Origin of the sequence: Rhizobium sp. Root1204, from assembly GCF_001424965.1 — a bacterium.
Taxonomy (GTDB): Bacteria; Pseudomonadota; Alphaproteobacteria; order Rhizobiales; family Rhizobiaceae; genus Pararhizobium.
In genome coordinates, this window is the sequence record NZ_LMCZ01000006.1 from 443,959 (window position 1) to 465,103 (window position 21,145).

Consider the following 21,145-nt stretch of genomic DNA (forward strand, 5'->3'; position numbering starts at 1 on the left):
GAGGAACCACGGCACAAGACCACGTACCTCGCCGACCAATGCTGATCAAACCGGTACCGTGGAAACCCAGAGGGGGCATAAGCTGCTGATTGCAGGGACCGGATTACCAACCGGCCCATCTTTTTCGATATTGCTGCATAGCGTGAACATCGATCGCGTTCAATGTGGAAGTCAGTATTGGACCTGGATCAATCGCTGAAGCCGGCCTCCAGCATGGTCTGATCGACGTGTTCGGATGCCTCGGACGGCTTTGCCGGACTTCCCGGCCGCTTGATGATGGCGGCAGCCGATATCACGAGCGGGTCGAAGCCGGCGTCGCCCTGTTCGATCAGTTCGAAGAATGCCTTGCGCATGCGTGGCTCCCAGAACTTGTTGATATGGGTGGCGATGCCCGCAACGCGCTCGGCTTCGGGCTGCGACTTGAAGAAGGTGGCGATCTGGTTGGCCATGCGGACCAGTTTGCCATTGGTGTTATCAAGCGACATCGGCGATGGCTCCGGATTGAATGCGGTCAGGGTGGGTGAAAATCTCGAAATCGGCGCCACGCACCAGCGCGATCAGCGTCATGCCTGCCTCGTCCGCCGTGCGGATGGCGAGCGCCGTCGGTGCCGATATGGCGATGATGAAGGGGCTGCCGATGATGGCGGTCTTTTGCACCATTTCGACGGAAACGCGGCTGGTGACGACGACGGCGCCGGTCGATCCGGCATGCCCGGCACGCGCCGCAGCGCCCACCAGCTTGTCCAGCGCATTGTGGCGGCCGACATCTTCACGCACGGCGATCAGCCCCTTGCTTGGCACATAAAACCCGGCGCCATGCACGGCGCGCGTTTCGAAATGCAGCGGCTGCTGGCCGTTCAGCAGGGACACTGCTTCGACGATCTGCTGTTCGGAGAGGCGCAGCGGCGAGGTCGATACTATTGGTGTCTTGCGGACAGCCTGTTCGATCGATTCGATACCGCAGAGACCGCAACCGACCGGGCCGGCCATATGGCGCCGCCGGGAGACCAGCGCGTCGTTCTGCTCGTCCTTCAGGATGATCTGCAGGTCGATGCCTTTTTCGTCCGCAACAGCTTCGATGGATTCAATTTCGGAGGGATCGGCAATGATCCCCTCGGTCAGGCTGAAGCCGACGGCGAAATCCTCGAAATCGCCGGGTGTCGCCATCATCACCGCATGGGTGGAGCCGCCATAGGACAGCGCGATCGGCGTTTCTTCGGGCACGACGCGGGAGCCTCGCGTGAGCTTGCCACTGCGATGGGCGGTTTCGGCCACTGTCTGGGTGAGTTTGAAGGGGGTCATGGGGCCGCCGCCCCCTCATCCGCCCTTCGGGCACCTTCTCCCCGTTGGGGAGAAGAGGGAGTTTGCCGCGCACAGCTCATCCGATCTCCCCCCTTTCGGGGAAGATGTCCCAACGGGACAGAGCGGCAGGGTTGCAACAAACTCAACATTCCAACCTTACTCCGCGGCCTCCAGCTTGCCGGCGATGCGGCGGGACTGGCGGGCTTGTTCGTCGTAATCCACCTGCCATTGCGAGGGACCGTTCGATGGCGAGATCTGGACCGCCGTCACCTTATACTCAGGACAGTTTGTTGCCCAGTCGGAGAAGTCGGTGGTGATGACGTTGGCCTGCGTCGTCGGGTGGTGGAAGGTGGTGTAGACGACACCGGGAGCGACGCGATCGGTGATCAGCGCTCTCAGCGTCGTGTCGCCGGCGCGGCTTTGCAGCTTTACCCAGTCGCCATCGCGCACGCCGCGCAGTTCGGCGTCATGCGGGTGGATTTCCAGCCGGTCTTCCTCGTGCCAGACGATGTTGTCGGTGCGCCGGGTCTGGGCGCCGACATTGTACTGGCTGAGAATACGGCCGGTGGTGAGAAGCAGCGGGAACCGCGGGCCGGTCTTTTCGTCGGTGGCGACATATTCGGTGCGGATGAACTTGCCCTTGCCGCGCACGAAGCCGTTGACATGCATGATCGGCGAGCCGAGCGGAGCCTTTTCGTTGCAGGGCCACTGAACCGAGCCCATCTTTTCCAGATACTCGTAGGAGACCATCGCAAAGCTCGGCGTCGTCGCGGCGATCTCGTCCATGATCTCGGATGGGTGCGTATAGGTCCAGTTCAGCCCCATCGCTTTTGCCAGATTCTGCGTGACTTCCCAATCGGCAAAGCCGTTGCGCGGGGTCATCACCTTGCGGACACGGTTGATGCGGCGTTCGGCGTTGGTGAAGGTGCCATCCTTCTCGAGGAAGGTCGAGCCCGGCAGGAAGACATGGGCGTAGTTGGCGGTTTCGTTGAGGAACAGATCCTGCACCACGACGCATTCCATCGCGGCGAGGCCGGCCGAAACGTGCTTGGTGTCGGGGTCGGACTGCAGAATGTCCTCGCCCTGGATGTAGATGCCCTTGAAAGACCCGTCGACGGCGGCGTCCAGCATGTTGGGAATGCGCAGGCCCGGCTCGTTGGAGATTTTCACGCCCCAGAGCTTTTCGAAGATGTCGCGGGTCGCGTCGTCGGAGACGTGACGGTAGCCCGGCAGTTCGTGCGGGAAAGAACCCATGTCGCAGGAGCCCTGGACATTGTTCTGGCCGCGCAGCGGGTTCACGCCCACACCGGGGCGGCCGATATTGCCGGTGGCCATCGCAAGGTTGGCGATGCCGATGACGGTCGTCGAGCCCTGGCTATGCTCGGTGACGCCAAGGCCGTAATAGATCGCGCCATTGCCGCCGGTGGCAAACAGGCGGGCGGCACCACGAACCTCTTCGGCCGGAACGCCGGTCAGTTGTTCGATCGCTTCCGGGCTGTGACGTTCTTCGGCGACGAAGCCGGCCCAATCCTCGAATTCCGACCAGTCGCAGCGTTCACGGATGAATTTTTCGTCGAACAGGCCTTCGGTGACGATGACATGGGCGAGCGCCGTGACGATGGCGACATTGGTGCCGGGACGCAGCGGCAGATGGTGCGACGCCTTGATATGCGGCGAGGAGACCATGTCGGTACGGCGCGGATCGATGACGATCAGTTTCGCTCCCTGGCGCAGACGCTTCTTCAGGCGCGAGGCAAAGACGGGGTGGCCATCGGTGGGGTTGGCGCCGATGATGATGACGACATCGGTATGCTCGACCGAATCGAAATTCTGCGTGCCGGCCGACGTGCCGAAGGTGGCGCCGAGACCGTAGCCGGTCGGCGAATGGCAGACGCGGGCGCAGGTATCGACATTGTTGTTGCCGAAGCCGGAGCGGATCAGTTTCTGGACGAGATAGGTTTCCTCGTTGGTGCAACGCGACGAGGTAATGCCGCCGATCGATTCGCGGCCATATTGATACTGGATGCGGCGGAATTCCGATGCCGTATGGGCAAGGGCCTCCTCCCAGCTGACTTCGCGCCAGGGGTCGCTGACCTTTTCGCGGATCATCGGGTTGAGGATGCGTTCCTTGTGAGTCGAATAGCCATAAGCGAAGCGCCCCTTGACGCAGGAATGGCCACGATTGGCCTGGCCGTCCTTCCACGGCACCATGCGCACCAGCTCTTCGCCGCGCATCTCGGCCTTGAACGAACAGCCGACACCGCAATAGGCGCAGGTGGTGACAACGGAATGTTCCGGCTGGCCGATGGCGATAACGGATTTTTCGGTGAGCGTCGCCGTTGGGCAGGCCTGGACGCAGGCGCCGCAGGAGACGCATTCGGAGGAGAGGAAGTCTTCATGCATGCCGGGCGAGACACGGCTGTCGAAGCCGCGGCCTTCGATGGTCAGCGCGAACGTGCCCTGAACCTCTTCGCAGGCGCGCACGCAGCGCGAACAGACGATGCATTTTGCCGGATCATAGGTGAAGTACGGGTTCGACTCGTCCTTCGGCATCCATTTGAGGTTGATATCGCCGTTGTTGCGCGCCTTGACGTGATTGTCACCCTCATAGCCATAACGCACATCGCGCAGGCCGACCGCGCCGGCCATATCCTGCAGTTCGCAGTCGCCATTGGCGGCGCAGGTCAGACAGTCGAGCGGGTGGTCGGAGATATACAGCTCCATCACGCCCTTGCGGATATCCTTCAGGCGGCTCGTCTGGGTATGGACGGTGATGCCAGGCGCGACGGGTGTGGTGCAGGAGGCGGGCGTGCCGTTACGCCCTTCGATCTCGACAAGACAGAGGCGGCAGGAGCCGAACGCATCGACCATATCGGTGGCGCAGAGCTTCGGCACCTGGATGCCTGCCTCCATCGAGGCCCGCATGATCGAGGTGCCTTCCGGCACGGTGATCTCGTTGCCGTCGATGGTGAGCGTCACCATCTTTTCGGAGCGGGAAGCGGGGGTGCCGAAGTCGATTTCAGGAACGAGGGGCATGGAGGGCCTCCTGGGTGGATGTCTTAGCGAGATTTCTGTCGTAGGCACTGGCGCTGCGGCTCCTCTTCTCCCCGTCGGGGAGAAGGTGGCACGTCGCGCCGGATGAGGGGGGCCACGCAACGAATTCGAGGACAGACCCCCTCATCGCCTCACTGCGCTCGGCACTTCTCCCCGCGGGGGAGAAGAGGGAGCGTGCGGTGGGCTGCTCGAAGACAGGCAACGTCTTGCTCATTCCGCCGCCTCCACCAAGGGAGCCGGGCGGAAATCGTCCGGGAAGTGGGTCATGGCGCTGGTGACCGGATAGGGGGTGAAACCGCCGAGTGCGCAGAGCGAACCGAATTTCATCGTGTTGCAGAGGTCGGCGAGCAGGGCGAGATTCTTCTCGGGCTCGATGCCCTGCGCGATCTTGTCCGCCGTTTCGACGCCGCGGGTCGAGCCGATCCGGCAAGGAGTGCACTTGCCACAGGATTCGATGGCGCAGAACTCCATCGCAAAGCGGGCCTGTTTCAGCATGTCGGCGGTGTCATCGAAGACGGTGATGCCTGCATGGCCGATCAGGCCGTCCTTGGCGGCGAAGGCTTCGTAGTCGAACGGCGTATCGAACAGGGCGCGGGGGAAATAGGCGCCGAGCGGGCCGCCGACCTGCACGGCCTTGACCGGGCGTCCTGATGCCGTGCCGCCGCCGATCTCGTCAACGATCTGGCCGAGTGTCAGGCCGAAGGCTGCCTCATAGAGCCCGCCATGCTTGACGTTGCCGGCGATCTGGATCGGGATCGTGCCGCGCGAGCGGCCCATGCCGAAGTCTTTATAAAAGACTGCGCCCTTGTCCATGATGATCGGCACGGACGCGAGCGAGATGACGTTGTTGATCACGGTCGGACAGTTGAACAGGCCCTTGTGGGCGGGCAAAGGCGGCTTGGCGCGAACGATACCGCGCTTGCCTTCCAGGCTGTTGAGCAGCGCCGTTTCTTCGCCGCAGACATAGGCACCCGCACCGGTGCGGATTTCGATGTCAAAGGCTCGGCCCGATCCCATCACCGAAGCACCGAGAACACCGGCGCGCCGGGCGATTTCGACGGCTTCCGTCATCGTCGCGATCGCGTGCGGATATTCCGAGCGGATATAGACGAAGCCCTTGGTAGCAAGGGTCGCGAGACCGGCGATCGCCATGCCTTCGATCAGCACGAAGGGGTCGCCCTCCATGATCATCCGGTCGGCAAAGGTACCACTGTCGCCCTCGTCGGCGTTGCAGACGATGTATTTGCGGTCGCCAGCGGTGTCGAGCACGGTCTTCCACTTGATGCCGGTCGGGAACCCCGCACCGCCGCGGCCGCGTAGGCCAGATTCCGTCACCTGTGCCACCACGTCGGCAGGGGCCATCGCCACGGCCTTGGCAAGGCCCTTCAGGCCGTCATGGGCCTTGTAGTCTTCCAGCGACAGCGGATCGACGATACCGCAACGGGCAAAGGTCAGCCGTGTCTGGTTTTTCAGGAAGGGCAGTTCCTCGGTTTTCCCGAGACAGAGCGGATGATCCCCGCCGTTGGCAAGGCCCGCGTCCAAAAGAGAAGAAATGTCGGATGCCTTGACCGGGCCGTAAGCAACGCGGCCTTCCGCTGTTTCGACCTCGACCATCGGCTCCAGCCAATGCAGGCCGCGCGAGCCGTTGCGAACGATCGTGACGTCGATGCCGCGGGTTTCGATTTCACGCGACAATGTCACGGCGACCCGGTCGGCGCCAAGCGCCAGAGCAGCAGCATCCTGGGGAACGAAAATCCGCACGCTCATGCCCGCACCTCCGCAACGAGGTCTCGCACCGCATCCGCATCAAGCCGTCCGTGCACCTCGCCATCGAGCATCGCGGCGGGTGCGGAGGAACAGAGCCCCAGACAATAGACAGGTTCGAGCGTCACCGCGCCATCGGGCGTCGTTTGGTGGAAATCGATCCCGAGCAGGGATTTCACCCGTTCGGCCAGCGCGTCGCCGCCCATCGATTGACAGGCCTCTGCACGACAGAGCTTCAGCACATGCCGGCCTGCCGGGTGATCACGGTAGTCATGATAGAAGGTGACGACGCCATGAACTTCGGCACGCGACAGGTTGAGTTCGCGGGCAATGACCGGCAGCGCTTCCTGCGGCACATAGCCGAACTCGGCCTGGATTTCGTGCAGGATCGGCAGAAGCGGCCCTTCGAGCGACTTCAACGCGCTGACTATATCCAGTGTCCGTTCACCGATATCACGGCTTGATACATGCAGGTTCAACGTTCAGACCTCCCGAACTGAAATGAACAATTGGCCGCGCTCTGCAATACCTCCAACCGAACGAAGTCCCTCCAGACCATCATCGATTCAGATTTCCGGCTCGAAAGGGCCGATAACACGCGGTTTTGCAGCTCACGTACTGAAATACAGCGTGTCAGCAGGCTGGGGGAGGGTCAATAGGCGTGTTCCGTTAAGCGATAGATGATTTCTATCAAAGCGCCTGCGCATCCGCCAGGATACGCGCTTCGTGCAGCAGGGCAGAGACAAGTGGGGTAAACGGCTCCCGGTGCGTCGCGACCAGGCCAACCGTGTGGCGGGCATCCGGCTCGATGATCGGGATCAGCTTGATATCCTCGTGAAAACCAAATGATTTTGCGACGTTATAGGGCATGATGCTGGCCCAGTGGCCGGTGCGGACATGGGAGAACAGCACGATCATCGAGTTGGATTCCAGTGTCGGCGCGACGGTGGCGCCAGCCTCGGCGAAATGCTGGTTGATGATGCGACGGTTCTGCATATCTGCGGTCAATAGACAAAGCCGAATACTGCCGACTTCCTTCCAGGTCACAGTTTCGCGATCCGAAAGCGGGCTACCGGCGGCGGTCACCAGATGATAGCGCTCCACCTGCAGCGGCACGCTGGTGACGCGTCCGAGCGGTTCGTTCTCGAGGTAGGTGAGACCGGCATCAATCTCGAGGTTTTCCAAGAGGCCGAGGATTTTCAGCGAGGTTGTCGAGAGGATGGAGAAGGTGACGTCCGGGTGTTTCTCCTGAAACGGTGCGGTAATGCGCGGCACCATGGCAAGCGTGGTGGGCACGGCAGCCAGCCGGATATGACCGACAAGACCGCGGCGGGCGGCGCGCATTTCCTCGTGCATGGTACGGGAATCGCCGACGATCCGGCGCGCCCATTCCAGTACGCGCTGCCCTTCCGGCGTCAGGCTCTGATAACGGGATCCGCGGTTGACCAGCATGACGCCGAGCTGGTCTTCCAGCTGCTTGATCGCGGCCGAAAGCGTCGGCTGGGTGATGCCGCAGAGATCGGCGGCGCGGCCGAAATGCCGCTCCTGCGCCAGCGCGATGAAGAATTCCAGCTTGTCGATCAACCGCCACCCTCCCGCCGTCTGCGCTCAGCAGATCAATTGACCGCCGTTCACTTCCAGCACCTGACCGGTGATGTAACCCGAGAGCGCGTTTGATGCGAGAAACAAATAGGCCGGCGCGCAATCCTCGGCGGTGCCGAGCCGCTGCAGCGGGATGGTCTTGCGGGTGGCTTCGAGCTTTTCCGCGGATGAATAGCGTTCGTGGAAATCGGTGGTGATCGTTCCCGGCGAAACGCAATTGACGCGAATGCCCTCCGGCGCCAGTTCGCGGGCGAGTGCCTTGGAATAGGTCGAGACGAAGGCCTTGGTGGCGGAATAGATCGCCGATCCGGCGCTGCCGCCGGTGAGTGCCGAGATCGAGACGGTGTTGATAATGGCCGGATGCGTGCCACGCCGAATGAGCGGTAGCAGCGCCCGCGTGGTGTGGACCACGGAGGTCTGGTTAAGCTGCACCACCGTCTCATATTGTTCGTCGGTCAGGTCGCCAGCCGGAAATCGTCCGACCATCGTTCCGGCATTGTTGACAAGCACATCGATCGTTTTGAAACGGGACGCAATACCGGTGGCGAGAAGCTCAATGCCGCCAGCGGTCGAGAAGTCGGCATAGGAGAGAAAGGCCCGGCCCTCAGTCAGCGCCGCATCGAGAAAATCCGGCAGCGGTTCGCGCGCCACGCGGCCGCCGTGCAGGTAGACGTTTGCGCCGCAATCGAGAAACTGGCGTGCGACCTCCAGTCCGATGCCACGGCCGGCACCGGTGACGACGACATTCAAACCTTTGAACAGCGATGGATGAAACATGGTGAAACCCTCCCGCGACCGACAGGCTGTCGCATGATGACCTGAATTGCAACGCGGAGCGGCTTCCTTCTTTGCGAAGGGCTCATTTTCGAGCACTCGCCGCGTTTATGAAATTGCGCTGCTTTCGTTTTTGCCTATTATGAAAGAAAACGAAAACGACGGGGAGGAATTACCATGTATCTGACGGGGCGCCAGTCGGAAATTCTGGAGCTGGCCAAGACCGAAGGCCGGGTTCTCGTCGATGAACTCGCTGCCCGTTTTTCGGTGACGCCGCAGACCATCCGCAAGGACCTGAACGATCTCTGCGACGGCCGGGTGCTGACGCGCATCCATGGCGGAGCAATCTTTCCGCGCGGCAACGAGAATGTGAAATACGAAGCCAGGCGCTCGATCGCGGCTCTCGAGAAGCAGGCAATCGGCCAGGCGGCAGCAGCCATGATCCCGAACAATTCGTCGCTGTTCATCAATATCGGCACGACGACAGAGGCCGTTGGCGAAGCGCTGCTCGACCATACGGAGTTGATGGTCATTACCAACAACATCAACGTTGCCAATCGCTTGCGGGTTTATCCCTCGATCGAAGTGGTGATTGCCGGTGGCGTGGTGCGCGGTGCCGATGGCGGTATCGTCGGCGAAGCGGCCGTCGATTTCATCCGGCAGTTCAAGGTCGATTACGCGGTTATCGGCGCATCCGCGATCGATCATGACGGCGCGCTTCTGGATTTCGATTATCGCGAAGTCAAAGTGGCGCAGGCGATTATCGCCAATGCCAGGCATGTCATTCTTGTCTCCGATTCGACCAAATTCGAGCGCACAGCTCCGGTCCGGATCGGCCATATTACCCAGGTTCACACCTTCATTACCGATATTTGCCCCATCGAAAATGTCCGTAACATCTGCCAGGAGCAGGATGTGCGATTGATCGAGACCGCGCGCTAAAAACGCTGGTTTTAGCGTCTGCTTGTTTTCCATAAACATTCGTTTGACATTCGTAATATTTTCGCTTTAATTAATTTCACTTTCGCATGTGCTCAAAATTGTGCAATGCGAAATGTGGGAGGGGAAGCAGTGCCTGCGCAGAACGTACTCGACATTTTCGTGATCGGTGGCGGCATCAATGGATGCGGCATCGCAAGGGATGCCGTTGGCCGTGGATATTCGGTTGCGCTGGCTGAAATGGACGATTTCGCTTCCGGCACGTCATCGCGCGCCACCAAGCTCATTCATGGCGGACTGCGCTATCTTGAACATTACGAGTTCAGGCTGGTGCGTGAATCCTTGATGGAGCGCGAAGTGCTCTGGGCCATGGCCCCGCATATCATCTGGCCGATGCGGTTCGTCCTGCCGTTCCACAAGGGTGGCATCCGCCCGGCCTGGCTCATTCGCCTCGGCCTCTTCCTTTACGATCATATTGGCGGCCGCAAGCTTTTGCCCGCCACCCGTACGCTCGACATGCGGCGGGACCCGGCCGCAAAGCCGTTGAAGGCGCTGTTCACCAAGGCCTTCGAATATTCAGATGGCTGGGTCGATGACGCCCGTCTCGTGGTGCTCAACGCCAAGGATGCGGCGCTCAAGGGTGCGCAGATCATGACGCGCAGCCGGGTCGTCTCGGCTGACCGCGAAGGCGCGCTTTGGTCCGTCAATGTCGAGGATGTGTCGACCGGTGCCATCACGACCTTCAAAGCGCGCATGCTGGTCAATGCGGCTGGACCCTGGGTGGACGTGGTCTTATCGAATGCGGTGCGCAAGAACAAGGTTCACAACGTGCGCCTGGTTCAAGGCAGCCATATCGTCGTGAAGAAGAAGTTCAACGATCCGCGCGCCTATTTTTTCCAGAACCCGGACAATCGCATCATCTTTGCGATCCCCTACGAGACCGATTTTACCCTGATCGGTACCACCGACAACGATTTTACCGGCGATCCGAAGACCATCCAGATCACCGAAGGCGAGATCAATTATCTCTGCAATGCGGCGAGCGAGTATTTTTCCGAACCGGTCAAACCGGCCGATGTGGTCTGGACCTATTCCGGCGTGCGGCCGCTGTTTGATGATGGCGCCTCTAAGGCGCAGGAAGCGACGCGCGATTACGTGCTGAAGATCGATGGCGGTGATGGCGAAGCGCCGTTGCTCAACGTCTTCGGCGGCAAGCTGACCACCTATCGCCGGCTGGGAGAGCATGCCCTGGAAAAGATCGCTGCTGCGATTGGCGCCAAGGGCAATCCGTGGACCGCGAAGAGCGTGCTGCCGGGCGGTGATTTTCCAGCGACGGGCTACGAGGCCGAAGTGGCGAAACTCAAGAGCCGCTATCCGTTTCTGGCCGAGCGTTACGCGCGCCGTCTGGTTCGGCTTTACGGAACACTTGCGGCGAGCCTGCTTGGAAGCGCGGGCAAGACCGAAGATCTCGGGCGGCATTTCGGCGCTGATCTCTATGAGGTCGAGGTGCAGTGGCTGATTGGCCAGGAATGGGCGCGGCATGCCGAGGATATCCTCTGGCGCCGCACCAAACTGGGCCTGACATTGACCCAAGCGGAAGCCGACGGGTTGGAAGACTACATGCGGGAAACGATCCGCAACGTTGCCTGAAGGCCGCGCCGGGATGGCGCCGCCGATGGCTGGGAGGAAGCCTGAGAATGCTTGAACTGAAAAACATAACCAAGGTTGTCGGAGCGGATACGCATATCCATCCGACGAACCTTGTGCTGGAGCGGGGCTCGCTGAATGTGCTGCTGGGCCCGACGCTGTCGGGCAAGACATCGTTGATGCGGCTGATGGCCGGTCTCGACAAGCCGACCACCGGCACCATCACCTTCGACGGCAAGGATGTGACGGGCGTGCGCGTGCAGGACCGCTCCGTCGCCATGGTCTATCAGCAGTTCATCAATTATCCGGCGATGACGGTTTATGAGAATATCGCCTCGCCGATGCGCATTTCCGGTAAGGACGCGGCGACGATCGATCGCGAAGTTCGCAAAGCCGCCGAACTGATGAAGCTGACGCCCTATCTGGAGCGCACGCCGCTCAACCTGTCGGGCGGGCAGCAGCAGCGCACCGCGCTGGCGCGCGCCATCGTCAAGAATGCCAGCCTCGTGCTGCTTGATGAGCCGCTCGCCAACCTCGACTACAAGCTGCGCGAGGAATTGCGTGAAGAACTGCCCAAACTGTTTGCGGCCGCAGGCTCGATCTTCGTTTATGCGACGACCGAACCACAGGAAGCGCTGCTGCTCGGCGGCAACACCGCAACCATGAGCGAAGGCCGCATCAGCCAGTTTGGACCGACCATCTCGGTCTATCGCAAGCCGGCAGACATCGCGACCGCAAAAACCTTTGCCGATCCGCCGCTGAATGTTCTCGACGTGGTGAAGTCCGGCAATACATTCGAACGTGGTGGTCTCAGCGTCCTGCCGGTACCGGGGCATCTGGCCGGTATCGCCGATGGTGCCTACACCATCGCGTTCCATCCGCATCATCTGTCGCTCACCCGTCCGCACGATACGGCAGCGACGCTGAAGGCGCGGATCATCATTTCCGAAATTGCCGGTTCCGAGAGCTTTATCCACGTCGATTGCGCGGGATCACGCTGGGTCATGCTTGAACACGGCATCCACGACATCGAGCCGGATACGGCGATCGAGCTTTTCGTCGATACCCGCCACCTGATGGCCTTCGGCCCGGATGGCCGCGCCATCGGCGGCTCTGCCGTTCGAGGAGCGTGAGGAGAAAACCATGGCACGCATCAATCTCGATCATATCCGCCACGCTTACGGCCCCAATCCGACAAAGCCTTCCGACTATTCGCTGAAGGAAGTGCATCACGAATGGAACGACGGCGGCGCCTATGCGCTGCTTGGGCCTTCCGGCTGCGGCAAGACCACTTTGCTCAACATCATTTCCGGATTGCTGCAGCCGTCCGAAGGCAAGATCCTGTTCGACGGCAAGGACGTCACCAACCTGTCGACGCAGGAGCGCAACATCGCGCAGGTGTTCCAGTTCCCGGTGATCTACGACACGATGACCGTTTACGACAACCTGGCCTTTCCGCTGCGCAATCGTAAGGTTCCGGAGAATGAGGTCGATCGCCGGGTTACGGAAATCCTCGAGATGATCGGGCTTTCCGATCGCGCGAAGAAAAAGGCACAGGGGCTGACGGCCGACCAGAAGCAGAAGATTTCGCTCGGCCGTGGTCTGGTCCGCTCCGACGTCAGCGCCATCCTGTTCGATGAGCCGCTGACGGTCATCGATCCGCATATGAAATGGGTGCTGCGCTCGCAGTTGAAGCGTCTGCACAAGCAGTTCGGTTTCACCATGGTCTACGTCACGCACGACCAGACCGAGGCGCTGACGTTCGCCGACAAGGTCGTCGTCATGTATGACGGCGAGATTGTTCAGATCGGCACGCCTGCAGAGCTGTTCGAAAAGCCCAAGCACACATTCGTCGGCTATTTCATCGGTTCTCCGGGCATGAACGTCTTGCCGGCAAAGATCGACGGGTCGTCCGTCGATCTCGATGGCCAGAAGGTTGCCTTGTCGTTTGCGCCGAAAATCGCAGCTGGTGCCAAGACCGAACTGGGTATCCGCCCGGAATTTGTCCGGCTTGGCCGCGAAGGCATGCCGGTTTCGATCTCCAAGGTCGAGGATATCGGCCGCCAGAAAATTGTCCGCGCCACCTTCGCCAACCGGCCGATCGCCATTGTCGTTCATGAAGATGGAGAGATCCCGGCGGCACCGAAGATCACCTTCGATCCGGCAGCCATCAATATCTACGCCGATAGCTGGCGTGTGGGCGGGGAGGCCTGATCATGGAGAAGACCTGGAACAACAAGGCCTGGTTCATGGTTCTGCCGGTGCTGGTGCTGGTCGCTTTCTCGGCGGTTATCCCGCTGATGACGGTGGTGAACTATTCGGTTCAGGACACCTTCGGCAATAATGAATTCTTCTGGGCAGGCACCGACTGGTTCATCCAGGTGCTGCAGTCCGACCGCTTCTGGGATGCGCTGACCCGCAACCTGATTTTCTCAGGTATCATCCTGGCGATCGAGATTCCGCTTGGCATCCTGATCGCGCTCAACATGCCGAAGACGGGACTTGGCGTTCCTGTCTGCCTCGTTTTGATGTCGCTGCCGCTGCTCATTCCGTGGAACGTCGTCGGCACCATCTGGCAGGTGTTCGGCCGCGTCGATATCGGCCTGCTCGGTTATACGCTCGATGCGATCGGCATTCCCTACAACTACGTCAACAATGTCTTCGATGCCTGGGTGACGCTGATCGTCATGGACATATGGCACTGGACGAGCCTTGTCGTGCTCTTGTGCTATGCCGGCCTGGTATCGATCCCGGACGCCTATTATCAGGCAGCCAAGATCGACGGCGCCTCGCGCTGGGCCGTGTTCCGTTACATCCAGCTGCCGAAGATGAAGCGCGTACTTCTGATCGCCTTCCTGCTGCGCTTCATGGATAGTTTCATGATCTACACCGAGCCCTTCGTCGTTACCGGCGGCGGCCCCGGAAATGCCACCACATTCCTGTCGATCGATCTCGTCAAGACGGCCATCGGCCAGTTCGACCTCGGCCCGGCAGCAGCACTTTCGCTCATCTACTTCCTGATCATCCTGCTGCTCTCATGGATCTTCTACACCGTGATGACCAATAGCGATGCGCAGAGCTGACGGAAGGGAGAAAGAACAATGACCACAGCGACACAATCTTCCGGCCGCAGCCTCTCCTGGCTCGTGCCTACGATCTACATCCTCTTTCTGCTCTTGCCGATCTATTGGCTCGTCAACATGAGCTTCAAGACGAATACCGAAATTACCGGCACGTTCTCGCTTTACCCGCATGCGCCGACGCTCCGGAACTATGCGGTGATCTTCACAGATCCGTCCTGGTACAAGGGTTATATCAACTCGATCATCTACGTGGTGATGAACACCGTGATTTCGGTTTCTGTCGCGCTGCCGGCGGCTTACGCCTTCTCGCGCTACCGGTTCCTCGGCGACAAGCACCTGTTCTTCTGGCTCCTGACCAACCGCATGGCGCCGCCGGCCGTTTTCGCGCTGCCGTTCTTCCAGCTCTATTCCGCCTTCGGCCTGATCGATACGCATATCGCCGTTGCCCTGGCGCACTGCCTGTTCAACGTGCCGCTGGCCGTCTGGATCCTTGAAGGCTTCATGTCGGGTGTGCCGAAGGAAATCGACGAGACCGCCTATATCGACGGTTATTCGTTCCCGCGATTCTTCGTGCGGATCTTCATCCCCCTGATCGCATCGGGCATCGGCGTCGCTGCGTTCTTCAACTTCATGTTCTCGTGGGTGGAACTGCTGATCGCCCGCACGTTGACGACAACCGACGCCAAGCCGATCGCTGCGATCATGACGCGCACGGTGTCTGCATCCGGCATGGACTGGGGCGTTCTTGCTGCTGCGGGCGTGCTTACCATCATTCCCGGCGCCATCGTCATCTATTTCGTCAGAAACTACATTGCCAAGGGCTTTGCCCTGGGGAGGGTCTAATGGCCACCGTGTCCCAACGCACCAATCGCTGGCCGCTGGCACTGGCCGCCGTTCTCGTCGTCTACGCCGCCCTGGCAGGGTTGCTCATCTCCGCGTTGCCGATCAAGGACGGCGCGCGTGACTGGTTCGCCCCGCTGATCCGTGGCGGCTGGATGGCATGGACTTTCCCGACGGCCATGTTCTTCCTGACGATCTTCCTGCTGCTCGCGCTGATGGCCGTATGGGAATATGCCCGTCCCGGCGGCAATCCGCGTGTCGGCATCCTGCGCTTCGAGACGACGCGCGGCGACCGCCTGTTTATCTCGCTGCTCGGCAGCGCCTTCATCAATCTCGCTTGGCTGGGCCTCGTCGGTACCGGCCAGTGGTGGGCTCTTGCCCTCTCGCTTGTCTACGCTTTCGGGGTCTTCAAGCTGGTGTGAGGCAAGGACTGGAAATGCCGTCCGGATGGAGCCGGGCGGAATGCAATCGCAAACCTTTAAGGGAGGACATTATGCGACGGCACTTACTAACATCTACAGCAGCGATACTCTTGGCACTGACCGGAACCGCATTTGCGGGCATGGACGAAGCCAAGCAGTTCCTGGACAAGGAAATCGGCGATCTTTCGACGCTTTCCCGCGCCGATCAGGAAAAGGAAATGCAATGGTTCATCGATGCGGCAAAGCCATTTGCCGGCATGGACATCAAGGTTGCTTCCGAAACCCTGACGACCCACGAATACGAATCCAAGACTCTGGCCGCAGCCTTCACCGCAATCACCGGCATCAAGGTCACGCATGACCTGATCGGCGAAGGCGACGTGGTCGAAAAGCTGCAGACCCAGATGCAGACGGGCGAAAACATCTATGATGCCTATGTCAACGACTCGGATCTGATCGGCACCCATTGGCGCTACCAGCAGGCCCGCTCGCTGACCAAGTGGATGGCCAACGAAGGCAAGGACGTCACTAACCCTGGTCTCGACCTCGCCGACTTCATCGGCACCAAGTTCACGACCGCGCCGGATGGCGACCTCTACCAGCTGCCTGACCAGCAGTTCGCGAACCTCTACTGGTTCCGCTATGACTGGTTCAACGACGAGAAGAACAAGGCGGATTTCAAGGCGAAGTACGGCTATGACCTCGGCGTTCCGGTCAACTGGTCCGCTTATGAAGACATCGCCGAGTTCTTTACCGGCCGCGAAATCGACGGCAAAAAGGTCTATGGTCACATGGACTACGGCAAAAAGGACCCGTCGCTCGGCTGGCGCTTCACCGACGCCTGGCTCTCCATGGCCGGCAACGGCGACAAGGGCCTGCCGAACGGTCTGCCTGTCGACGAATGGGGTATCAAGGTCAACGAGAAATCCCAGCCAGTCGGCTCCTGCGTCGCTCGCGGTGGTGACACCAACGGCCCAGCTTCCGTCTATTCGATCCAGAAGTACCTCGACTGGTTGAAGGCTTATGCACCGGCATCCGCCCAGGGCATGACCTTCGGCGAAGCTGGTCCGGTTCCGGCCCAGGGTGAAGTCGCCCAGCAGATCTTCACCTACACGGCCTTCACGGCCGATTTCGTCAAGGAAGGCCTGCCGGTCGTCAATGCTGACGGCACGCCGAAGTGGCGCTTCGCTCCGAGCCCGCATGGCGTTTACTGGAAGGACGGCATGAAGCTCGGTTATCAGGACGTGGGTTCCTGGACGCTGATGAAGTCCACCCCGGAAGACCGCGCCAAGGCAGCATGGCTCTATGCGCAGTTCGTCACCTCCAAGACGGTTGACCTCAAGAAGAGCCATGTCGGCCTGACGCTGACCCGTGAATCGTCCATCCAGGACAAGAGCTTCACGGATCGTGCGCCGAAGCTCGGTGGTTTGATCGAGTTCTACCGTTCGCCGGCTCGCGTTCAGTGGTCGCCGACCGGTACGAACATCCCGGACTATCCGAAGCTGGCCCAGCTGTGGTGGCAGGCAATCGGTGACGCTTCCTCCGGCGCCAAGACCGCCCAGGAAGCCATGGATTCGCTGTGCGCTGAGCAGGAAAAGGTTCTGCAGCGCCTGGAGCGTTCCGGCGTTCAGGGCGATATCGGTCCGAAGCTCGCCGAAGAACACGATCTCGAATACTGGAACAAGGACGCCGTCTCGAAGGGTAACCTTGCGCCGCAGCTGAAGATCGAAAACGAAAAAGAAAAGCCGCAGACCATCAACTACGACGAACTGGTCAAGAGCTGGCAGTAAGACGACAGACTGGCGCCGGGTCCGTCCCGGCGCCAGTCTTCAGCCTCCGTTGAAATGAAAACCGCCCGAAGAGAGAATCTTCGGGCGGTTTTCATTTTCGCGTTTGGGCTGTTGCGCTTGCCAGTCTCCTAACGGCGCGTCCAGCGCTTCATGGCGTTGATTGCGGTGCGCATCATGATCTTCATGTCGAGGAGCAGCGAGAACTGGGTGATGTAATCGACATCGGAGACAATTTGTCGGACCGCCATCCAGCGGTGCCCGGCAGCGGCGTGAGGGCCGCGGGTCTGCGCAAGACCGGTAAGGCCCGGGCGCATCAGGTTTCGGTATTCGTAGCCCTGCACAAGGTCATTGTAGTTGTGGCCTGCCGCAAGCAAGTCCGGAACATGTGGGCGAGGGCCGACCAGCGACATGTCGCCGGTGAGAACGTTCCACAATCGCGGTAACCCTTCAAGATTGGCTTTGTTCAAGAAACGTCCAAACGGCGTGAAGTGTTGACCATCGGTGGCTGGCTGACCGGCATTGCGAAAGCCCGTAGCCGTACAGCGGAACGTCAACAGCTCGAAGGGAGCTCCGTTCAGCCCTAGGTGCAGTCGCCGGGAGAAAACAGGCCCCTTGCTGTCCAGCTTGATGAGGGCGCCAATGGCAAGCATGACGGGCGCAAGAACGAGCAGCCCGGAAAATGCGCAGGCGGCATCGATTGTGCGCTTGATCGCAAACTGAACGGGCAGGTCTGCTACGCGAACCGATTCGAGGTGAACTTGGTCATCGCATGCCGGCGATTGCTTGTCTGGGCGTTCAGCGGACGCTGTCCAGACAGGGCGGCTTTCCGTTGCCCGGATGAGAGGTCGTCGTTGCGGCAGCGTTTTTTCCGTCATGACTTTACATCTTCCCCGGAATTCGACCGGAATACCTACTTTGTGTTGATCTTTACCAGGAGATGCATTGCCAATGGAGCTGGAATGGCTGGATGAGACTGCGGCAGAATATCCTGAATATTGACCTTGATAATGCGAGCGCACGAGATCTTCGTTAGATGTCTTTTCGTTACTTCGCCGCATATGTGGAATATGCGATTTTAACGATTTATTAAATACTACCGATTTCGGTAGGGCCTTGCGAATCCAATCCGTTCCTGTGGTTAATTGTGGTGGGCCGGAGCGGCCGGCTCCGGATCGAAACAGGTAAGGGGACAGCCGGTTGCAACGCGCCGCAATCGCATCGTGTGCGCGGACGATTTGGCTTAGGGGGCAGGATTGCCTGGGTCCGTGAGGGGGATTCCGCCAGCGCCTTCCCCGGCCATCATGCCGTCAATCATCGGCAGCCCATCGCTTCCGGTCAGCGGAAACCACTTGCTCCGGTCGAAGAACAGATCTCCCGGCATGTTCTTGCGTTGCACACTGATCTGATTGGCAAGGAAATTGTAGCGTGGTGTTTCGCCGAATTCTCTTTTGAACTGGATGCGGCTACCGAATTTGCGGATGTCAAAGGGTTCTAGGGCATGGATCTTGCCGATGATCTCTTCCGGATTTCCCCAACGGACCTGGCGCAGGAAGATGTTCGCCGCGTCCCCGGCAAGTTCGGCGACCTTGGCCGTATCGGCTTTATTTTCGATGTTCAGCTTGACGCGAAAGGAGGTGACACGGTTTTCCCCATCGCCCTTGATGACGATAAAGATCGAGGACTGTTCCGGTTTATCGGCATCCGGAGCGGGAAGATCGACCGAGGACGAGCATTCCCAATTGTCCTTGTGAGCGCTGCTGACGGTCCAGTCCAATTGGCCGAAACCGCCGTCCCTCAGTTGTTCGCACAGGGTCCTCGGGTCACTCTGGATCAGCCGGATGAAGTTTTGTTGCGGGGCCTTGAAGTCGGCGAAAGCATAGACAGGCAGGACCATGCGTGCCGGCGGTAAGCGTAAGCTTCTGGTCTGGGTTATCTTCACCTGCTGCGGCGCGGCATTGGGAATCAGATTGGGGTAGCCGAGATAGGTCAGTAGCAGATCAAGATTGCGGTGGTTGTTGGCAAGCAGAACCGTCGCCAGGATGCCGGCGAAGACCAACCCGACAGCGGCGAGGAAGAATATCTTTCCGGACCGGTTTTTCCGCTGCACATTCATGCCGAAACCTGACCTGCGCAGTTTTCGCCGATCTCAGACATCATGGATCCACATGCCTTGGCCATCTGGCGTTTCTCGTCTCACCCTCGCGATAGGTATTGTCGAGAAAAAACAGACATATCAAGGTATAAAATGAAAGAACCCGTTCTGTTACGCCGGGGCGGGGAGTTGGTTGAAAGAAATAGGCAAGGCGCGGCGACCGTCATGTATTCGGCACCGCCGATACGGCAATACGGTGCGGGTCGCGAACTAAGCCAACAGTTCAGAGATCCCGCCGCGGGCGAAACTTGAAGATAGTCTTACTGTGTGGCAATTGCCGGGCGGTGTACTGTATCCCCGCTATAGATGATGACTGCGAACAGCAAGACGCCCGCAAATGTGATCAGCGAGGCGATTGCGACAACAGGCTCGAGCGCCGGATTTCCGGTCAGCATCAGATAGAGCGCCGGCACCATCAGGGCGACGCCCGCCGTGTAGACCACGTACTGGATCATGGCGATCCGCCGTCCCGCCTTGGCAGGGTTCAGCGCGTGGTATCCGCCAAAGATCGCCATGGTCACCCAGCCGAGCAGATTGGCATGGGCGTGCGCGCCGATGGCGCTGTGATCCTGCGAGATGGCCATGTTCAGGCCCATTGCAATTCCGATAATCAGGAAAATGATGGCAGTGCGGAAATAGAGCTTTGCGACGCGCGGCATATGTCTTCCCCCCAAGTCTTGTCCTTAGGGGAATATTAGCACCCACTATGGTTGGGCGCGAAGCCCAAATTTGGTCGCTTCCAGGGCCGTCATCGTGGCCAGAAGGTTCAACTTCCTTCGTCCGGAATGTTCAGTATTTGGCCGCAAGCCTTGCAGTGTACCGCGTCGGCATCGTGTCTCTGCAAACCGCATTGGGGACAGGGGAAGACGACCTTGTGCGGGCGCACGATCGCCTGTGCCAGCCGTACGAACAGCGAGATGCCGAAAATCATCGTGACGATCGACGTCAGCTTGCCCAGCGTGCCGGGCAGGGTGATATCGCCAAAGCCCGTCGTCGTGATGGTGGCGACGGTGAAATAGAGCGCATCGACGAACCCTTCGACGCCGGCCGCCTGGTGATAGAAGAACGCGGTGTAGACGAAGCCGGTGACGAGGAACAGGAAGGTCACGAAATTGATGCAGGCGCGAATGACCTCTTCCCATTCTCCATAGCCCGCCCGCTTGATCAACAGCGTGAATACCTTGCTCTGGCCCAGCGACCAGATGCGGAAGGCGCGCAGGAACGCGAAGTTGGAGAATTGCGCCGGGAAGAGCAGCGTTGCCAGGATGGCGATATCGACCCACGTCATCGGCCGTGTCAGCCAGCGCCGGAGGTTTGAGGCGATCAGCGCCCGGGCGCCAAGCTCGAAGGCGATCAAGGCGGCAATTGCATAGTCGATGATGAGGTAGGTGTGCCCCGCGGCGAAATACGGGCCAACGAGGAAGAAGATGATGATGGCGAGATCGATGATCGCCATGGTTATCTGAAACCGGATCGCCATGGCGCTGGTCCCGAGATAGAGCATACGTAAACGTGCGCGTACGCCGTTTAACATCGGCTCTCCGGGCTCGTCGCTCTTGGTGTGCTCTGTCATGAGATTGAGATAGGCTGGTGTGTGGAAGCGGTCAATGCTGCCTGTTGTCAGGCGCTGGCATTGCCTGACCGTCATTTCAGTCGAATTTCATGCCGGGCGCCTTACCAAGCAAACGCCCGGATTCAGTTGATCGAAGATTACATTAAGTTCACTTTATTTAGCTGTGGCAGGATGTATATCGTCGATGACGTTAGAGTTTGAAA

General features: G+C 59.8%; 19 protein-coding genes. 8 read left to right on the forward strand and 11 right to left on the reverse strand.

What is annotated here, in order from left to right; translation table 11 throughout:
- Positions 1 to 188: 188 nt before the first annotated feature.
- From ASC96_RS09645 to ASC96_RS09680, 7 genes are all read right to left on the reverse strand, one after another.
- Complete coding sequence (locus ASC96_RS09645) at positions 189 to 485, reverse strand: formate dehydrogenase subunit delta (protein ID WP_060502773.1); 297 nt, start codon at positions 483 to 485, stop codon at positions 189 to 191.
- The gene (gene fdhD / locus ASC96_RS09650; RefSeq protein WP_060502774.1) at positions 475 to 1,302 is read right to left on the reverse strand and encodes a formate dehydrogenase accessory sulfurtransferase FdhD; all 828 of its coding nucleotides are present in this window, start codon (positions 1,300 to 1,302) and stop codon (positions 475 to 477) included. Before fdhD ends, ASC96_RS09645 begins: the two co-directional genes overlap by 11 nt.
- 156 nt (positions 1,303 to 1,458) lie before the next feature.
- Positions 1,459 to 4,338 carry a formate dehydrogenase subunit alpha gene (fdhF, locus tag ASC96_RS09655; protein ID WP_060502775.1) on the reverse strand — a complete coding sequence of 960 codons (2,880 nt, stop codon included), beginning with the start codon at positions 4,336 to 4,338 and terminating at the stop codon, positions 1,459 to 1,461.
- 228 nt (positions 4,339 to 4,566) lie between these two features.
- Complete coding sequence (locus tag ASC96_RS09665; RefSeq protein WP_060502777.1) at positions 4,567 to 6,123, reverse strand: NADH-quinone oxidoreductase subunit NuoF; 1,557 nt, start codon at positions 6,121 to 6,123, stop codon at positions 4,567 to 4,569.
- Positions 6,120 to 6,599 (reverse strand): formate dehydrogenase subunit gamma, encoded by a 480-nt coding sequence (locus ASC96_RS09670; protein ID WP_060502778.1) that lies wholly within the window; start codon positions 6,597 to 6,599, stop codon positions 6,120 to 6,122. Before ASC96_RS09670 ends, ASC96_RS09665 begins: the two co-directional genes overlap by 4 nt.
- A 211-nt stretch (positions 6,600 to 6,810) precedes the next feature.
- On the reverse strand, positions 6,811 to 7,704 hold the full coding sequence (locus ASC96_RS09675) for a LysR family transcriptional regulator (RefSeq protein ID WP_060502779.1): 894 nt from the start codon (positions 7,702 to 7,704) through the stop codon (positions 6,811 to 6,813).
- 24 nt (positions 7,705 to 7,728) lie between these two features.
- The gene (locus ASC96_RS09680) at positions 7,729 to 8,499 is read right to left on the reverse strand and encodes an SDR family oxidoreductase (protein ID WP_060502879.1); all 771 of its coding nucleotides are present in this window, start codon (positions 8,497 to 8,499) and stop codon (positions 7,729 to 7,731) included.
- A 174-nt stretch (positions 8,500 to 8,673) separates the two neighbouring features.
- Here ASC96_RS09680 and ASC96_RS09685 point away from each other — a divergent pair, with 174 nt between their 5' ends.
- From ASC96_RS09685 to ASC96_RS09720, 8 genes are all read left to right on the forward strand, one after another.
- Positions 8,674 to 9,438, forward strand: a complete 765-nt coding sequence (locus ASC96_RS09685) for a DeoR/GlpR family DNA-binding transcription regulator (protein ID WP_060502780.1) — start codon at positions 8,674 to 8,676, stop codon at positions 9,436 to 9,438.
- Between the two features lie 105 nt (positions 9,439 to 9,543).
- Positions 9,544 to 11,085, forward strand: coding sequence for a glycerol-3-phosphate dehydrogenase (glpD, locus tag ASC96_RS09690; RefSeq protein ID WP_060502781.1), 1,542 nt, complete (start codon positions 9,544 to 9,546; stop codon positions 11,083 to 11,085).
- Between the two features lie 47 nt (positions 11,086 to 11,132).
- The gene (locus ASC96_RS09695; protein ID WP_060502782.1) at positions 11,133 to 12,215 is read left to right on the forward strand and encodes an ABC transporter ATP-binding protein; all 1,083 of its coding nucleotides are present in this window, start codon (positions 11,133 to 11,135) and stop codon (positions 12,213 to 12,215) included.
- 10 nt (positions 12,216 to 12,225) lie between these two features.
- Positions 12,226 to 13,296, forward strand: a complete 1,071-nt coding sequence (locus ASC96_RS09700; RefSeq protein WP_060502880.1) for an ABC transporter ATP-binding protein — start codon at positions 12,226 to 12,228, stop codon at positions 13,294 to 13,296.
- Between the two features lie 2 nt (positions 13,297 to 13,298).
- On the forward strand, positions 13,299 to 14,165 hold the full coding sequence (locus ASC96_RS09705) for a sugar ABC transporter permease (RefSeq protein WP_060502783.1): 867 nt from the start codon (positions 13,299 to 13,301) through the stop codon (positions 14,163 to 14,165).
- Positions 14,166 to 14,183: 18 nt separating this feature from the next.
- A complete protein-coding gene (locus ASC96_RS09710) occupies positions 14,184 to 15,008 on the forward strand; it encodes a carbohydrate ABC transporter permease (protein WP_060502784.1) in 825 nt (274 codons plus the stop codon).
- The gene (locus tag ASC96_RS09715) at positions 15,008 to 15,427 is read left to right on the forward strand and encodes a DUF2160 domain-containing protein (RefSeq protein ID WP_060502785.1); all 420 of its coding nucleotides are present in this window, start codon (positions 15,008 to 15,010) and stop codon (positions 15,425 to 15,427) included. The genes ASC96_RS09710 and ASC96_RS09715 overlap by 1 nt, the downstream gene beginning before the upstream one ends.
- Before the next feature lie 71 nt (positions 15,428 to 15,498).
- On the forward strand, positions 15,499 to 17,217 hold the full coding sequence (locus tag ASC96_RS09720; protein WP_060502786.1) for an ABC transporter substrate-binding protein: 1,719 nt from the start codon (positions 15,499 to 15,501) through the stop codon (positions 17,215 to 17,217).
- Positions 17,218 to 17,345: 128 nt separating this feature from the next.
- Here the strand turns inward: ASC96_RS09720 and ASC96_RS09725 are convergent, their stop codons facing one another.
- The 4 genes from ASC96_RS09725 to ASC96_RS09740 form a co-directional block, all read right to left on the reverse strand.
- Positions 17,346 to 18,236 (reverse strand): sugar transferase, encoded by an 891-nt coding sequence (locus tag ASC96_RS09725; RefSeq protein ID WP_244481958.1) that lies wholly within the window; start codon positions 18,234 to 18,236, stop codon positions 17,346 to 17,348.
- Positions 18,237 to 18,457: 221 nt separating this feature from the next.
- Positions 18,458 to 19,330, reverse strand: coding sequence for a DUF6030 family protein (locus ASC96_RS09730; RefSeq protein WP_060502788.1), 873 nt, complete (start codon positions 19,328 to 19,330; stop codon positions 18,458 to 18,460).
- Between the two features lie 299 nt (positions 19,331 to 19,629).
- Entirely contained in the window at positions 19,630 to 20,028 is a 399-nt protein-coding gene (locus ASC96_RS09735) for a hypothetical protein (protein WP_060502789.1), read from the reverse strand.
- Positions 20,029 to 20,135: 107 nt separating this feature from the next.
- Entirely contained in the window at positions 20,136 to 20,873 is a 738-nt protein-coding gene (locus ASC96_RS09740) for an ion channel (protein WP_244481966.1), read from the reverse strand.
- Positions 20,874 to 21,145 lie beyond the last annotated feature (272 nt).

What these genes read in the sequence shown, in the direction of transcription:
- ASC96_RS09715 (WP_060502785.1), top strand. Translation starts at nt 15,008, where the DNA reads ATGGCCACCGTGTCCCAACGCACCAATCGCTGGCCGCTGGCACTGGCC.
- ASC96_RS09720 (WP_060502786.1), top strand. Translation starts at nt 15,499, where the DNA reads ATGCGACGGCACTTACTAACATCTACAGCAGCGATACTCTTGGCACTG.
- ASC96_RS09695 (WP_060502782.1), top strand. Translation starts at nt 11,133, where the DNA reads ATGCTTGAACTGAAAAACATAACCAAGGTTGTCGGAGCGGATACGCAT.
- ASC96_RS09730 (WP_060502788.1), bottom strand. Translation starts at nt 19,330, where the DNA reads ATGAATGTGCAGCGGAAAAACCGGTCCGGAAAGATATTCTTCCTCGCC.
- ASC96_RS09665 (WP_060502777.1), bottom strand. Translation starts at nt 6,123, where the DNA reads ATGAGCGTGCGGATTTTCGTTCCCCAGGATGCTGCTGCTCTGGCGCTT.
- ASC96_RS09680 (WP_060502879.1), bottom strand. Translation starts at nt 8,499, where the DNA reads ATGTTTCATCCATCGCTGTTCAAAGGTTTGAATGTCGTCGTCACCGGT.
- ASC96_RS09705 (WP_060502783.1), top strand. Translation starts at nt 13,299, where the DNA reads ATGGAGAAGACCTGGAACAACAAGGCCTGGTTCATGGTTCTGCCGGTG.
- ASC96_RS09735 (WP_060502789.1), bottom strand. Translation starts at nt 20,028, where the DNA reads ATGCCGCGCGTCGCAAAGCTCTATTTCCGCACTGCCATCATTTTCCTG.
- ASC96_RS09710 (WP_060502784.1), top strand. Translation starts at nt 14,184, where the DNA reads ATGACCACAGCGACACAATCTTCCGGCCGCAGCCTCTCCTGGCTCGTG.
- ASC96_RS09685 (WP_060502780.1), top strand. Translation starts at nt 8,674, where the DNA reads ATGTATCTGACGGGGCGCCAGTCGGAAATTCTGGAGCTGGCCAAGACC.
- glpD (WP_060502781.1), top strand. Translation starts at nt 9,544, where the DNA reads ATGCGAAATGTGGGAGGGGAAGCAGTGCCTGCGCAGAACGTACTCGAC.
- fdhF (WP_060502775.1), bottom strand. Translation starts at nt 4,338, where the DNA reads ATGCCCCTCGTTCCTGAAATCGACTTCGGCACCCCCGCTTCCCGCTCC.
- ASC96_RS09740 (WP_244481966.1), bottom strand. Translation starts at nt 20,873, where the DNA reads ATGCTCTATCTCGGGACCAGCGCCATGGCGATCCGGTTTCAGATAACC.
- ASC96_RS09700 (WP_060502880.1), top strand. Translation starts at nt 12,226, where the DNA reads ATGGCACGCATCAATCTCGATCATATCCGCCACGCTTACGGCCCCAAT.
- fdhD (WP_060502774.1), bottom strand. Translation starts at nt 1,302, where the DNA reads ATGACCCCCTTCAAACTCACCCAGACAGTGGCCGAAACCGCCCATCGC.
- ASC96_RS09645 (WP_060502773.1), bottom strand. Translation starts at nt 485, where the DNA reads ATGTCGCTTGATAACACCAATGGCAAACTGGTCCGCATGGCCAACCAG.